Raw genomic sequence first — 13,518 nt, forward strand, 5'->3', positions numbered from 1 at the left:
ACGCAACGCGGCCGCCATGCCCGAAGCAGGCGAAGGCCCGCGGTTAGCGACCTCGGAGCCGAAAAACCGACTTCCCATGCTGATCTCGCTGCTGGTGCTGGCGGCATTGGCGCTGACCGCGTGGGTCTTGCAGAAGCAACTCGCGGGATCGAGTCTTTGGTCCGCGCTGGTCACGCCGGAGCCGGGCAATCTGCATCAACTGATCGTGCATGACAGCGCATTGCCGCGTATCGCCATCACGCTGATTTGCGGGGCGGCGCTTGCACTCGCGGGCGCGATTGCGCAACAGGTGCTGCGCAATCCGCTCGCGGAACCGATGACGCTGGGGATTTTCCCCGGCGCGTATCTGGCGCTGACGATCGCGACGATCTGGGCGCCGGCCGCCGCGGCGAGTCAGCGCGAGTTGATCGCGCTGGTGGGCGGCGCACTGGCGATGTTGCTGGTCTTCGGCCTCGCATGGCGGCAACGGCTTGCGTCGCTATCGGTGATCCTGTCCGGGATGATCGTGAGTCTGTATTGCGGCTCGCTAACGCTCGGGCTGGCGATTTCGCATTTCCAGTTGCTCACCGGACTCATGATCTGGGGCGGCGGCGCGCTGGATCAGCACGGCTGGCAGGCAAGCGGCGCCTTGTTCGAGCGACTCGCGCTCGCCTCTGTCGCGATCTTTCTGTTGCGCCGTCCGCTAAGTCTCTTCGAAGCCGGCGAAAGCACCGCGCGCGGATTGGGCGTTTCGCTGCCGCGCACCCGCTTCGCCGCGTTGGGTCTCGCGGTGGCGCTGACCGCATGTGTGGTCAGCGCGGTCGGCGTGATCGGTTTTATTGGCCTCGCCGCGCCGACGCTGGCTCGCCTTGCGGGCGCCCGGCGTTTCCAGCAGCGTCTCATCTGGGCGCCGCTGCTTGGCGCAACGCTACTGTGGCTCACCGACGAAGTCGTGCAGATGGTGGCGATCAGCGGCGTATTCGGCTCGCAACTCATTCCGACGGGCGCCGTCACGTCGCTGTTCGGCGCGCCGATGTTGCTGTGGCTTTTGCGGCAACTCAAGTCGCGCCCGGATCTGCGCACGGATGGTCCGGGTGGGTCGACCGCCTTCCGGCGCAAGCGTCCCGCGCAGTTGGTCGCGGTCGTGGCGTCGCTCGCCGTGCTGGTCGCGGTGCTGTCGCTGATGTTCGGACGCGGCCTGAACGGCTGGCACGTGACGAGCGCCGCTCAGCTCGGCGCGCTGGCGTTCTGGCATGTGCCGCACACCGCGGCGGCGTTGGCGGCGGGCATCATGCTGGGCCTCGCCGGCGTGCTGGTTCAGCGCATGACCGGCAATCCCGTGGCCAGTCCCGACCTGATCGGCGTCAGTTCGGGCGGCGCGCTCGGCATTGTGGCCGCCGTGTTCCTGTTCGCCGCGCCTGGGCCGCTCGAGTTGTTCGGCGCCTGTCTCGTGGGCTCGATCGTCACGTTGATGCTGTTGCTGTGGTTCGGACATCGCGTGAAATATGCGCCGGAGCGGCTGTTGCTGATCGGCGTGGCGATTGGCGCGTTGTTTCAGGCCGTCAGCGGCACGGTCACGGCGAGCGGCGATCCGCGCGCGGTGTTGCTGCTGAATTTCGTCGTCGGCTCGACGTATTACGTGGATCCGATTGCGGCGGCGGTGGCGGTGGTCGTCGCGGTGTTCGGTTTGGGCGCGGCGCCGTTGCTCGCTCGCTGGCTGGAACTGCTTTCTCTCGGCGAGGGCACGAGCCGTTCACTGGGCGTGCGCGTCGATGTCGCGCGTCTGGCGGTTTTGCTGTTGACTGCGTTGCTGACGGCCACCGCGACCTTGCTGATCGGACCGCTGTCGTTCGTCGGGTTGATGGCGCCGCATCTCGCTCGTTCGCTGGGCGTATGCCGGGCGCGCGAACAACTGCTGGCGGCCGCCGCAGCGGGCGCGCTGCTGATGGTGCTGGCCGATTGGCTCGGCCGCATGCTGCTGTTCCCCGACGAAATGCCCGCGGGCTTGATGGCCGCGTTGATCTGCGGACCTTATCTGCTGTGGTCGATGTTGCGGACCGCGCCGCGTGCGGCGTGAATTCACGCATGCAACACCAGCTTCTGCACCCGCCAGTTCAATAGTTCGGCCACGAACAACACGTTCTCCGACGGGCACGCCATCTGATGAATCCAGCCGAACTGCTTCAACTGTTTGCCGGATTGACCGAGCACGCCGAGCACCTTGCCGTCGAGCGTCATCTTGTAGATACGGCCCGGATAACCGTCGGCGCTGTACAGCACCTGATTCGGTCCCGGTGAAATGCAGATGGCCCACGGCGCGCCCGGTGCAAACGTGCCGGCCGCCAAGGTGGCTTCGTCCGGCATGTTGCCGATCGCCGGACGCGCGCCCGGCGGGACCGGCACGTCGATCGTGAATTGCCGCAGGAACGTGCCTTCGGTATCGAACACCTGAATGCGCCGGTTGCTGCGGTCGGCGACGTAGATGTTGTCGTGCGCGTCGAGCGCGATGCTGTGCGGGGTATGAAACTGTCCCGGACCGGTGCCGCGTTCGCCCCATGATTTGAGCCAGTTGCCGTCGCGATCCACTTTGGCGACGCGCGAGTTGATATAGCCGTCGCTGATGTACGTATTGCCCGCCACGTCCCACGCGACGTCCGTCACCTGACGGAAGCGGCCGTCTTCGGCGGGCAGCGGCGGGTTAGGGTGTTTGAGCGGCGCGGTGTCTTCGTCGGCGGCTTCCTGCTTGCGGCCGAATACCATCGCGACGCGGCCGTCCGGGGTGAATTTGATCACCATGTCGGAGCCTTTGTCCGTCACCCAGATGTTGTCTTGCCGGTCGATCTTGACCGTATGCGCGAACGACCACGCGTACAGATTGCGTCCTATCTCGCGAATGAAACGGCCGTCGGGCGCGAACTCCAGCAATTGCGCCGCTGCCGCGCCATAGGCCGGTCCGTTGGTGTTGCCGCGCGACAGCACGAAGATATGTCCTTGCGAGTTGAGCGCGATGCCGGAGCATTCGCCGAAATACGTGTCTTTAGGCAAATGAACGGGATTGGCAATCGAGTCGTAAGGAATCGCGGGTGCGGATTGAGTGTCCGCGAAGGCGGATGGTATGGCGAGACCGGCAGCGGTGCCGGCGATCAGGTTCAGGAACGTACGGCGACTGATTGCGCGATGTTCCGCGCTGCCGCAGCAAGGGCACAACGACCCATATTGTTCGTTCATCTTCTGTCTCCGGTGGGCACGCTGATTCTGGTCCCATGCGCGATAGTTGTATCAGGCACGCGTCATGTGCCGAACGTACAGAAGCAATCCTAGTTCACAAAGCGCTTAATGGCTAAGTCGTCTTTACGCCATGGTCCCCGCTTGCCGCGCGTCCTTGTTCTGCGCAACGATCAACGCCAGCGAGGAAGCCAGAATCGCCTTCGCCAGTTTGTCTTCGTCGACCGCACGCGCCAGCGTGACCGCGCCGACAATCGTCGCGACGATACCGAGCGCCATGCCTTCGCTGGGCCCCGCCAGGGTCCTGGCGATCTGCGACGTCAGCGAGTGGACGTACTGGGTCAAACGGTCCCGGACTTCCGGGCTCGCATGCCGGGCTTCGCCGGCCAGCGAGCACAACGCGCAACCGTTGCCGGGGTCCTTGACGTGGCGATCGCTGAGAAACAATTCCGCTATGGTTTGCAAAGGCTCTTTCGCCTTGGCCCCGCCTTTACCCGACGCCGTGTTGAGTGCCGCGATGCGTTGCCGGCTCTGAGCGACCGCGTATTCCAGCGCCTCGACGATCAACGCGTCGCGCGATGAAAAATGCCCGTAGAACGCGCCATGCGTGAGCCCGGCGCGCCGCATGCAATCCGCCACGCCGAGCGCCTCGATCCCGTCTTCACGGATTTGCCGCGACGCTGTTTCCAGCACGCGCTGCCGGCTTTCCGCCTTCTGTGCCTGCGAGTAGCCCATTTCGTTCACCGCCTCTTGACAATCTGCATGACGAGCATAATACTGAAAATGTGCATGACGATCAACATGCAGAATGATCAGATGAGACATCGTCGAGATGTCTGGTTATTTGGGGCGGCGTTCGGCCGCTTAACCGTTTCGGGTGTCGCGCGGCCATCGCTTTGGCTGGGCCGGCGGCGCCATGAAGGAGAAAGATGATGCGTTTCACGGGAAAGACAGCGTTGGTCACGGGTGGCAATAGCGGCATTGGTTTCGTCACGGCAAAGCTGATGATTGCCGAAGGCGCGCGCGTGGTGATTACCGGCCGCGATCGCGCGAAGCTGGATCAGGCGGTTGCCGAGCTAGGCGAAAACGCACTAGGCGTGCAGGCCAATCTCGACGACGAAGCGGCGATCGGCACGTTATTCGAACGGATCGGCAGCGCGTACGGTTCGCTCGACATCGTCTTCGCGAACGCCGGCATTTCGGGGCCGACGCCGCTCGGCGGCACGTCGGCCGCCGCATTCGAGGCGATTCTGCGCACCAACCTGACCGCGGTCTTTCTGACGGTGCAGGCCGCGCTGCCGCTGATGAGCGCCGGCGGCGCGATCGTCCTGAACGGTTCGGTGATGCGCGAACTCGGCTCGCCGGGCTCGGCGGCTTATTCCGCGACCAAGGCGGGCATTACGGGCATGGCTAAAGTCTTCGCAACCGAACTGGTGCAACGCGGCATTCGCGTGAATACCGTGATTCCGGGCGGCACGCGCACACCGATCTGGACGCGTGGCGCGCGTGAGGGCGCCACGCTCGACGGTACTGAAGAGGCGCTCGCACCGCGTATTCCGTTTGGCCGCCTGGCCACGCCGGAAGAAGTCGCGGCGGCGGTGCTGTTCCTCGCGTCGAACGACGCTTCGGGAATGACGGGCGCGGAGATTGTCGTGGATGGTGGCACGACTGGCGCACCGTGGGGCTCGGCGCTGTTCCGTCAGGGGTGATGCGCGGCTAGGGGGTGCCGTTTCCCCACGCTAGCGGCTTCACTTCACGGCGCAGTTCTTCGAACAGCCAGTCGCGGAACACCTTCACCGTAGCGTTCCGGCTTTTCTCCGGCGTCGTGACGAAGTGAAAGAACAGCCCCGTTGCAACTTCGGGGCCGAACGGGATCATCAGGCGTTCGTTGCGCACGTCCGGCGCAGCCAGTACGCGCCGGCCCAACACGACGCCCGTGCCTTCGGCCGCGGCCTGGAGCGCGTGATCCGCGTGATTGAAAAACAGGCCGCGCGTGGCATCGCCTTTCAGGCCTGCCTGCTTGAACCACTCCGACCAGCCGGTAGCGGCCGGGTCGACCATTCGCAGCGACTCGTCGTGAATCAGGGGGACGTGCGCGAGATCGGCGGGGGTGAGGGGCTTGCCGTCCGCGTTACGCAACGCGGGGCTGCACATCGGCGCCACGGATTCCTCGATCAGGCGTTCGACATGCAAGCCCGCGGTGTCGATGCGGCCGAAGCGGATCGCCACGTCCACGCCTTCCTTGACGAAATCGCATAGCGCCAGCGAAGCCGACACGCGCGTCTTGATGCCGGGGTGCAATTCGGTGAAAGCCGACAGACGCGGCACGAGCCATTTGGTCGTGAAGGCCGGGCCCGCCGTAATGACCAGCCGCTGGGATTCCTGGCTCGTGTCGACCCAGGTCATGGCGCGCGTCAGATGCGTGAAGCCCAGCGTGACTTCCTGAAAACAGCGTTTGCCGTGTTCGGTCAATTCGATCGTGCGATTCGAGCGGCAAAACAGCTCGATGCCGAGGTATTCCTCGATGCTGCGGATCTGATGGCTGATCGCCGCGGGCGTGACGCACAGTTCTTCCGCGGCGTTCTTGAAGCTCATATGCCGTGCGGCGGCTTCGAAAGCGCGAAGTGCGTTCAACGGCGGCAAGCGATATTTCATCGAATTCGGACGGTGGCCAAAGTAAAGCGCGAACAGCGATTATTCACCGGTTTGTCCGCATGACAAAGCGAAAAGCCTTTCGGGTATAGCGCGGCTCATGCCGGCTTATGCCGGCTCACCCGACACAAACAAAACTAATCCGAGCTTGCGAAATGCTCGCTTTTCGCGTTGACCGGCCGATGTCACAGTGCTGAGGTCCGGCGCCACCCGTGCGCCGTCTTCGATAAAGCGCTCTGATCATGTTCGGTTTCGCCTTCTTCATTGCCATGTATCTGGTCGGCAACGACCTGTCGACGCGTTTCGCGCTGCCGGTCCCCGGACCGATCATCGGACTGGGTCTGGTGTTCGCGCTGCTAGTCGTGCGCGGCAAGGTAGATGCCCCACTCAAAGGGCCGGCCGACACGTTGCTGCGCTACCTTGCATTGATGCTGGTGCCGACCTGCGTCGGCGTGGTCGAACTGATTCATCGTGTGCCGTCCGGCATCCCTGGACTCGCCTGCGTGCTGGTGCTCGCGCTGGTGGGCGGCAGTCTCGCCACGTCCTGGATCGCCAACGCACTGCTGGGTCACGGCGACGTTGGCGTTGACACCGCCGCCGATCCGCTTGCGTCATCCGTTCCACAACGCTAGAGGCTGGCCATGACGACCGCCACGATTTCTCTGGGCTTCATCGCGCTAACCATTGCCGCCTATTCGGCCGGCAACTGGCTATATCTGCGCTCGGGAAAACTGCCCGTGCTGCAACCGGTGCTGATCGCCACCAGTGTACTGGTGGTCGCGCTGCTGAGCGCCGGGCTGCCGTATAGCCGGTATTTCGAGGCCACCGCGCCGTTGCACGACCTGCTCGGGCCAGCCGTGGTCGCGCTGGCCGTGCCGCTTTACGAGAACGTCCACAAGGCGCGAGGGGCGCTGTGGCGGATTGCGCTCGCGACCCTGCTCGGCGGCGTGACGGTGACGGGCAGCGCGTTGCTGCTCGGGCGCGGCTTCGGGTTGAGTCCGCTGATGGAGCGGGCGCTCAGCACCAAATCGCTGACCACGCCGATTGCTTTATCGGTGGCGGGCAAAATCGGCGGGTCCGTGCCGCTGACGATTCTCGGCGTGTTCGTCACGGGGCTGGTTGGTGTGACGTTGACGCCGTTCCTGCTCAAGACGCTTCGTATCGACGATCCGGCGGTGAAGGGCTTCACGCTGGGTTTGACGTCACACACCTTCGGTATTACGCGTGCGCTCGAGTTCGGCTCGGAAGCCGTGGCCTTCGCCACGCTCGGCATGGTGCTGATGGGCTGCGCGTCGGCGGTGCTGTTGCCGGTGATTTTCCGCTTGCTGTGAGCGGATCAGGACAGCAGCGCATGGGCGACGCACCGCGTCCGTCTTCGTCCCCGTTCAATAACTCCCCCGCACCAGATTACTCGGCGTCCCATCGACAAAGTTCTCGATGTTATCCATCAACTGATCGGCCAGCCGCTGCTGCGCCTCATCCGACGCCCACGCCACATGCGGCGTCAGAATCACATTCGGCCGACCGGCGGCGCGCAGCAGCGGGTTGTCGTCGTCCGGCGGCTCACCCGCCGTCACATCGAATCCCGCGCCGCTGATCAGCCCTTCATCGAGCGCCTGCACCAGCGCGTGTTCATCGACGAGTCCGCCGCGCGCCGTGTTGATCAGCAGCGGCCGCCGCTGCATCGCGCGAAACTCGGGCATGGCCAGCATGTTGCGCGTGTGCGGCGTGAGCGGACTGTGTACGGTGATGATGTCGCTGGTCGCCAGCACTTCGTCCCATGGCGTGTACAACGGGCCGAGCCCTTCGCGGCCTTTGTGCGCGGCGAACATCGGCTGCATGCCGAACGCCTTGCCGATTTCCGCGACGCGCTGCCCCAACACCCCTTCGCCGATGATGCCGAGCCGCGCGCCGGCCAGATCGTGAATGGCGTGTGTGAAGAAACAGAATTGCCCGGACTTCTGCCACTCACCGGCGAGTACGTCCTCGCGATAGGCGATCAGATTGCGCCGCAGCGCGAGGATCAACGCGAAGGTGTGCTCGGGCACCGTGTTGATCGCATAGCCGCGAATATTGCTGACCGCGATGCCGAGTCGTTCGCACGCCGCTTTGTCGACGCAGTCCGTGCCGGTCGCGGCCACCGCGACGAGCTTCAGGTCGGGCAACTGCGCGAGCAGGTCGTCGGTTAACGCGACCTTGTTGGTAATCGCAATCGACGCCCCGGCCAGGCGCTTGAGCACCTGATCCGGCGCGGTGCGATCGTGCTCGATCAGTTGATGATCGAAGCGCGGCTCGCGCAACACGATTTGCGGCGCCAACGTCGTGCGGTCGAGAAAAACGATCTTATGCATGGTCATGTCCCCGATGATTTACAGGTGCCGCTTCGCTTCAGCGACGATATATTCCGCGGTGATGCCGAAGTGTTCATACAGCGTTTCCGCCGACGCCGACGCGCCGAATCCCGTCATACCCACGAACCCACCCCGCTCGCCGAGATAGCGGTCCCAGCCGAAACGCAAGGCCGCTTCGATGCCCACGCGCACGGTGCCCGCGCCGAGCACCGCTGAACGGTAGGCGGCATCCTGTTCGTCGAAGATCTCCCAGCAGGGCATGGATACCACTGCCGTCGCGATGCCTTCGTCCTGCAAGCGGCGGCGCGCCTGCAGCGCGACCGCCACTTCGGAACCCGTGGCGAGCAAGGTGACCGCGCGCGGTGCGTCGCTCGCTTCGGCGAGCACGTAAGCGCCGCGCTTTGACAGCGACTCGGCGCTGTGTTCGCGGCGCACCAGCGGCAGCGCCTGGCGCGCAAACACCAGCGTGCTCGGACCATGCCGGTGTTCCAGTGCGAGCGCCCAGCATTCGGCGGCTTCCACGGCGTCGGCGGGACGCAGCACGCGCATGTTCGGCATCGCGCGCAGCGACGCGAGGATTTCGACGGGCTGATGCGTCGGCCCGTTTTTGCCGACGCCGATCGAGTCGTGGCTGAACACGAAATGCACCGGCAAGCCCATTAACGCGGCCATCCGCATGGCCGGCCGTTGATAGTCGGAGAACGCCAGATACGTGACGCTGGTCGCGATCACGCCGCCGTGCGCCGCCATACCGTTGGCCATCGCGCCCATCAGATGTTCGCGCACGCCGCAGTGAACGTAGGCGCCGCTGCGGTCCGCAGCGGTGAACGCGTGCAACTGGCGCTTGTGTCCGGTGGGCGCTTCGAGATCGGCGCAACCGACCATGCGTTCCGGCAGCAACGGCGCGAGCAGGTCGCTGATTTCGCCCGATACGGCGATGCCGGGTTGCGCTTCGCCGCGCTCCACGGCGCGCTTGCGATAGTCGTCGAGCACGTCGCGCCAGTTTTGCGGCAGATGGCCGGACTGCACCCGCTTGAACTCGGCGCGCTGCGCCTCCGGCAACGCGGCGACGCGCGCCTGCCATGCGCGATGTTGCGCGTCGTTGCGATGCCCGGCCGCGCGCCACGCGTCCAGAATTTCCGTGGGCACATCGAACGGTGCATGCGGCCAGCCGAGTTGTTCGCGTGCCGTGTCGGCGTCCGCCTGGAACAGCTTGCCGCTGTGGCCGCCGCGCTGCCCCTGCAAGCGCGCAATGCCGCGTCCGATCACGGTCTTGCACGCGATCATCGAAGGCCGCGGGTCCGCGCGCGCGATCGTCAACGCCGCCGACACCGCTTCGAGATCGTGCCCGTCCACTTCGATCACCTGCCAGCCGCCGACGCGAAAGCGCGCGCAGACGTCTTCGCTGATCGACAGCGAGGTGCTGCCGTCGTCGGTGATCTGGTTGTCGTCCCAGCAGAGAATCAGTTTGCCCAGTTGCAGATGCCCGGCCAGCGAAATCATTTCCTGACCGATGCCTTCCTGCAAACAGCCGTCGCCGACAAACGCGTACGTGGTGTGATCGACCAGATCGCTGCCGAATTTCGCCGCGAGATACGCTTCGGCGATCGCCATACCGAACGCGTTGGCAATGCCCTGGCCGAGCGGGCCGGTGGTGGCTTCAATGCCGTGCGCCGGTTCGTATTCCGGGTGGCCCGCGCAATGCGAGCCGAGTTCGCGGAACGATTGAAGCTGCGCCAGGCTAATCGCGCTATAGCCGGTCAGATAGAGCAGCGCGTAAAGCAGCAGCGAGCCGTGTCCGTTGGATAGCACGAAGCGGTCGCGGTCGGGCCAGGTGGGATCGGCGGGATTGAATTTGAGGTGTCGAGTAAATAGTGCGGTGGCGATTTCGGCCATGCCGAGCGGCACGCCTTGATGGCCTTCGCCGGCGCGCAGGATTGAGTCGATGGAGAGGAAGCGGATCGCGTCGGCGAGCGGCAACGTGGGCTGTGCTTGCGTCTGCGTGTTCGCTTGCGCGAGCGTCGAAGCCGCAGGCGTTGCGGATGCCGAAGGCGCAATGGAAGCGGGCGAAGCGTTAATCACTGCAGGCTGGGCTTCGGTGGTGGACATGGCAACAGGCTCCTCTACGCCAGCCCGCGAAGCGGGCGGCGGCAATCTGACAGATTGGAACAAACGGAATGATTCAGTGGTGAAGGGCGAAGCCAGTGGAGCGGGCGAAACAAGAAACAAGGTCGCGCGAGACCAGATTGCGTCGTGCTCATGGCAACCCGACGCAACCTCGCGCATCAGTGGCTCAATGCAGAAACCCGATCGAAATCCACGGCACCGCGGCCACCACGATCAGCCCGACCATCAACGCGGCGATATAACCCAGAATCGGCTTCATGCCTTCGTCCGGATGAATACGGCTCACGGCGCAAGCCGAGTAATAACCCACGCCGAACGGCGGCGCGAACAGGCCCACACCCATCGACAGAATCACGACCATCGCGTAGTGCACGTCGTGAATGTGCATGGCGCGCGCGATCGGGAACATCAGCGGGCCGAACAGCACGATGGCCGGAATCCCTTCGAGCACGCTGCCGAGAATCACGAACACGCAGATCGACGCCGCCATGAACATTGCCGCGCCGCCGGGCAACGCGCCGAGCGTTTGCGCGAGCTGGCCCGAGAAGCCGGACTGGGTCAGCGCCCACGCCATGGCGGTGGCCGCGCCGATGATCAGCAGGATCGCGCCGGACAGCGACGCGGTATCGATCAGCATCGGTTTGAGCCGTTTCCATTCGAAGCGGCGATAGATCAGCAGACCCGCCAGCACTGCATATGCAATGCCGATGGTGGACACTTCGGTTGCCGTCGCGATGCCTTCGACAACGGCCGCGCGAATCACGAACGGCAATGCAAGCGCCGGGAACGCGATCACGAGCTTGCGCAGAATCTCGCCGCGCGTCGCCCGCTTCACGCCGGACATATCCTCGCGCCGGTAACGCCACTGCACGACGAGGCACAACGTGAACGCCAGCACGATGCCAGGCAGCATGCCGCCCGTGAACAGCGCCGAGATCGACACACCCGTTACCGAACCGAGCGTGATCAGCACGAGGCTCGGTGGAATGGTTTCGGTCTGTGCGCCGGTCGCGGCGAGCAGCGCGACCAGATCGCCGGGTTTCGCGCCGCGCGCTTTCATCTCCGGAAACAGCACTGGCGCGACGGCGGCCATGTCGGCGGCTTTCGACCCCGAGATCCCGGACACCAGATACATCGCGCCGACCAGCACATACGACAAACCGCCGCGCACATGGCCGAGCAGGCTGGCGAGAAACGCGATCATCGCGGCGGCCATGCCGGTCATCTCGATCAACTGGCCGAGAAACACGAACAGCGGCACGGAAAGCAGAATCAGATGCGACATGCCTTCGTCCATCCGGCCGACCACCACCGGCATCGGCGTGTTGGTGGTGAGCGCGAGGTAGCCGAAGGTGGCGAGCCCGAACGAGAACGCGATCGGCACGCCGCTCAACACGCCGAGCGCGACCAGCCCGACGAAGAAGATCAGCAGGTTGAGATTGCCGAGGTCGCGCAACATCGGTCCGAGCAGAACGAAGACGCCGACCAGTGCGCCGACGGTGGCCAGCGCGGCCAGAATCAGCCGCCAGTTACCCATGCGCGCGAGCCGCACCACGGCGACCAGCAGCATCAGTGCCGAGCCGATCGGCAACGCGGCCGCGCGCCACGAATTCGACAGTTCGAGCGCGGGCGTGGTGATGAACGACTCGTCCTGCGCGAAGCTGATCGCGGGGCCGACCACCATCGCCAGAAACGCGATCGGCGCGGCGATCGCCACCACGTCGAGAAACGCCCGCACGCCCGGCGACGCCATGCCAACCAGCGCCGTCATCCGCATATGCTCGCCGCGCCGCAACGCGATCACGGCGCCGAGCATGGCGAGCCACAGGAACAGCATCGACGCGAGTTCGTCGGACCAGACGAGCGGCGCATGCAGCACGTAGCGGCTCGTCACGCCGGCCAGCAGTACGCCGATTTCCGCCAGCACCAGCAACGCGGCGGGAATCTCCACCAGATGCCCGAGCGCGGAATCGAGCGCGCAGGCGAAGCGGTGCTGCGCGTCGTGCGAATAGAAGATCGTGGTCATCGCATTACCCCAGTTTTCCGACGGACTTCTCCAGCAGACCCCAGGCTTCGTCGCCGTACTTGCCCTTCCAGTCGTGGTAGAAGCTCGTCTTGGCCAGCGCGACGCGGAACGATTCACGATCCACGTCGATGAAGGTAATGCCCTTCGACTTCAGATCGTCGCGCAGCGAGTTGCTCAGCTTGGCGATGTCCGCGCGTTGCAGCATCGCGGCCTTTTCGAACTCGCGCGTGACGATCGCGCGGATGTCGGCCGGCAGACGTTCCCACGCGGCGCGATTGCCGAGAATCCAGTAACCGTCCCACACGTGCGAGGTCAGACTGATGTACTTCTGCACCTCGTACAGCTTGGCGGTGGCGATGATCGGCAGCGGATTCTCCTGGCCTTCCACCACGCCCGTCTGTAGCGCCGAATACAGTTCGTTGAAGTTGATCGGCGCCGGTCCCGCGTCGAGCGCCTTGAACAGCGAGGTCAGCATCGGCGCCTGCGGCACGCGAATCTTGAAGCCCTTCAGATCGGCGGGCGCGCGCAACGCGCGAGTGGATGAACTGATCTGCCGGAAACCGTTGTCCCACACCTTGCTGACCGACACGATGCCGGACTTGGTGATCTGCGCGCGGATGTAATTGCCGAGGTCGCCGTCCATCGCTTTCCAGACCGCGTCGTAATCCTTGAACGCGAAACCGGTATTGACGATGCCGGCGGCCGGCGTGAGCGTCGCCAGAATCGACGAGGCCTGGTTGAAGAACTCCACGCCGCCGTTGCGCACCTGCGAGAGCAGGTCGGTGTCGGAGCCCAGCTGATTCTGCGGAAACAGCTTGATATCGAGGCGGCCGTTGGTGGCGTCGCGAATGTGATTGATCGCTTCCTGCGCGCGGATGTTGACTGGATGCGTCGGGTCCTGGCCGGTGGCGAGCTTGTAGGAGAACTCGGGCGCGGCCAGCGCGCGGCGCGACACGCTCCATAACGGCGCGGCGGCGGTCAAGGTCGCGCCGGCCTTCAGAAAGGTGCGGCGACTGATGCCCTGTTGGGCTTTCGAACGGGTAGTCATGGTGTCTTCCTCCAATTCCGGATCGCGCGTCGTTATGGTTTTCTGCTTTCGAGGCGCGGTGGCTGCACGTAGGGCTCGCCGCGCCTGTCTTGTCTATTGCTTATGCAACG

Annotated in this window: 11 protein-coding genes; 4 read left to right on the forward strand and 7 right to left on the reverse strand. The window is 64.7% G+C overall.

Features of this window, described 5'->3' with window-relative positions:
* Positions 1–16: 16 nt before the first annotated feature.
* Entirely contained in the window at positions 17–2,056 is a 2,040-nt protein-coding gene (fhuB, locus tag FA94_RS22330; protein ID WP_081936358.1) for a Fe(3+)-hydroxamate ABC transporter permease FhuB, read from the forward strand.
* Between the two features lie 2 nt (positions 2,057–2,058).
* Here the strand turns inward: fhuB and FA94_RS22335 are convergent, their stop codons facing one another.
* Together FA94_RS22335 and FA94_RS22340 are read right to left on the reverse strand one after the other, a co-directional pair.
* Positions 2,059–3,207 (reverse strand): peptidyl-alpha-hydroxyglycine alpha-amidating lyase family protein, encoded by a 1,149-nt coding sequence (locus tag FA94_RS22335; RefSeq protein WP_035555251.1) that lies wholly within the window; start codon positions 3,205–3,207, stop codon positions 2,059–2,061.
* A gap of 123 nt (positions 3,208–3,330) precedes the next feature.
* Positions 3,331–3,939 carry a TetR/AcrR family transcriptional regulator gene (locus tag FA94_RS22340; protein WP_035555254.1) on the reverse strand — a complete coding sequence of 203 codons (609 nt, stop codon included), beginning with the start codon at positions 3,937–3,939 and terminating at the stop codon, positions 3,331–3,333.
* Between the two features lie 197 nt (positions 3,940–4,136).
* On the opposite strand from FA94_RS22340, the gene FA94_RS22345 reads away from it, so the two are divergent.
* Entirely contained in the window at positions 4,137–4,913 is a 777-nt protein-coding gene (locus tag FA94_RS22345; protein WP_035555257.1) for an SDR family NAD(P)-dependent oxidoreductase, read from the forward strand.
* 7 nt (positions 4,914–4,920) lie between these two features.
* Here the strand turns inward: FA94_RS22345 and gcvA are convergent, their stop codons facing one another.
* Entirely contained in the window at positions 4,921–5,859 is a 939-nt protein-coding gene (gcvA, locus tag FA94_RS22350) for a transcriptional regulator GcvA (RefSeq protein ID WP_051980660.1), read from the reverse strand.
* Positions 5,860–6,098: 239 nt separating this feature from the next.
* Here gcvA and FA94_RS22355 point away from each other — a divergent pair, with 239 nt between their 5' ends.
* Together FA94_RS22355 and FA94_RS22360 are read left to right on the forward strand one after the other, a co-directional pair.
* On the forward strand, positions 6,099–6,488 hold the full coding sequence (locus FA94_RS22355; protein WP_051980661.1) for a CidA/LrgA family protein: 390 nt from the start codon (positions 6,099–6,101) through the stop codon (positions 6,486–6,488).
* A gap of 9 nt (positions 6,489–6,497) precedes the next feature.
* Positions 6,498–7,187 (forward strand): LrgB family protein, encoded by a 690-nt coding sequence (locus FA94_RS22360; protein ID WP_051980662.1) that lies wholly within the window; start codon positions 6,498–6,500, stop codon positions 7,185–7,187.
* 54 nt (positions 7,188–7,241) lie between these two features.
* Here FA94_RS22360 and FA94_RS22365 read toward each other — a convergent pair whose 3' ends face one another.
* The 4 genes from FA94_RS22365 to FA94_RS22380 all read right to left on the reverse strand — a co-directional run bounded on the left by FA94_RS22365 (position 7,242) and on the right by FA94_RS22380 (position 13,408).
* Positions 7,242–8,207 (reverse strand): D-2-hydroxyacid dehydrogenase, encoded by a 966-nt coding sequence (locus tag FA94_RS22365; protein ID WP_035562702.1) that lies wholly within the window; start codon positions 8,205–8,207, stop codon positions 7,242–7,244.
* Between the two features lie 18 nt (positions 8,208–8,225).
* Entirely contained in the window at positions 8,226–10,316 is a 2,091-nt protein-coding gene (gene tkt / locus FA94_RS22370) for a transketolase (RefSeq protein ID WP_081936036.1), read from the reverse strand.
* 184 nt (positions 10,317–10,500) lie between these two features.
* Complete coding sequence (locus tag FA94_RS22375) at positions 10,501–12,360, reverse strand: TRAP transporter large permease (RefSeq protein WP_035555263.1); 1,860 nt, start codon at positions 12,358–12,360, stop codon at positions 10,501–10,503.
* A 4-nt stretch (positions 12,361–12,364) separates the two neighbouring features.
* Entirely contained in the window at positions 12,365–13,408 is a 1,044-nt protein-coding gene (locus FA94_RS22380; protein WP_035555266.1) for a TRAP transporter substrate-binding protein, read from the reverse strand.
* Between the last annotated feature and the right edge of the window lie 110 nt (positions 13,409–13,518).

Source organism: Burkholderia sp. 9120, assembly GCF_000745015.1.
Classification (GTDB): domain Bacteria; phylum Pseudomonadota; class Gammaproteobacteria; order Burkholderiales; family Burkholderiaceae; genus Paraburkholderia.

What these genes read in the sequence shown, in the direction of transcription:
- fhuB (WP_081936358.1), top strand. Translation starts at nt 17, where the DNA reads ATGCCCGAAGCAGGCGAAGGCCCGCGGTTAGCGACCTCGGAGCCGAAA.
- FA94_RS22335 (WP_035555251.1), bottom strand. Translation starts at nt 3,207, where the DNA reads ATGAACGAACAATATGGGTCGTTGTGCCCTTGCTGCGGCAGCGCGGAA.
- FA94_RS22340 (WP_035555254.1), bottom strand. Translation starts at nt 3,939, where the DNA reads ATGGGCTACTCGCAGGCACAGAAGGCGGAAAGCCGGCAGCGCGTGCTG.
- FA94_RS22345 (WP_035555257.1), top strand. Translation starts at nt 4,137, where the DNA reads ATGCGTTTCACGGGAAAGACAGCGTTGGTCACGGGTGGCAATAGCGGC.
- gcvA (WP_051980660.1), bottom strand. Translation starts at nt 5,859, where the DNA reads ATGAAATATCGCTTGCCGCCGTTGAACGCACTTCGCGCTTTCGAAGCC.
- FA94_RS22355 (WP_051980661.1), top strand. Translation starts at nt 6,099, where the DNA reads ATGTTCGGTTTCGCCTTCTTCATTGCCATGTATCTGGTCGGCAACGAC.
- FA94_RS22360 (WP_051980662.1), top strand. Translation starts at nt 6,498, where the DNA reads ATGACGACCGCCACGATTTCTCTGGGCTTCATCGCGCTAACCATTGCC.
- FA94_RS22365 (WP_035562702.1), bottom strand. Translation starts at nt 8,207, where the DNA reads ATGCATAAGATCGTTTTTCTCGACCGCACGACGTTGGCGCCGCAAATC.
- tkt (WP_081936036.1), bottom strand. Translation starts at nt 10,316, where the DNA reads ATGTCCACCACCGAAGCCCAGCCTGCAGTGATTAACGCTTCGCCCGCT.
- FA94_RS22375 (WP_035555263.1), bottom strand. Translation starts at nt 12,360, where the DNA reads ATGACCACGATCTTCTATTCGCACGACGCGCAGCACCGCTTCGCCTGC.
- FA94_RS22380 (WP_035555266.1), bottom strand. Translation starts at nt 13,408, where the DNA reads ATGACTACCCGTTCGAAAGCCCAACAGGGCATCAGTCGCCGCACCTTT.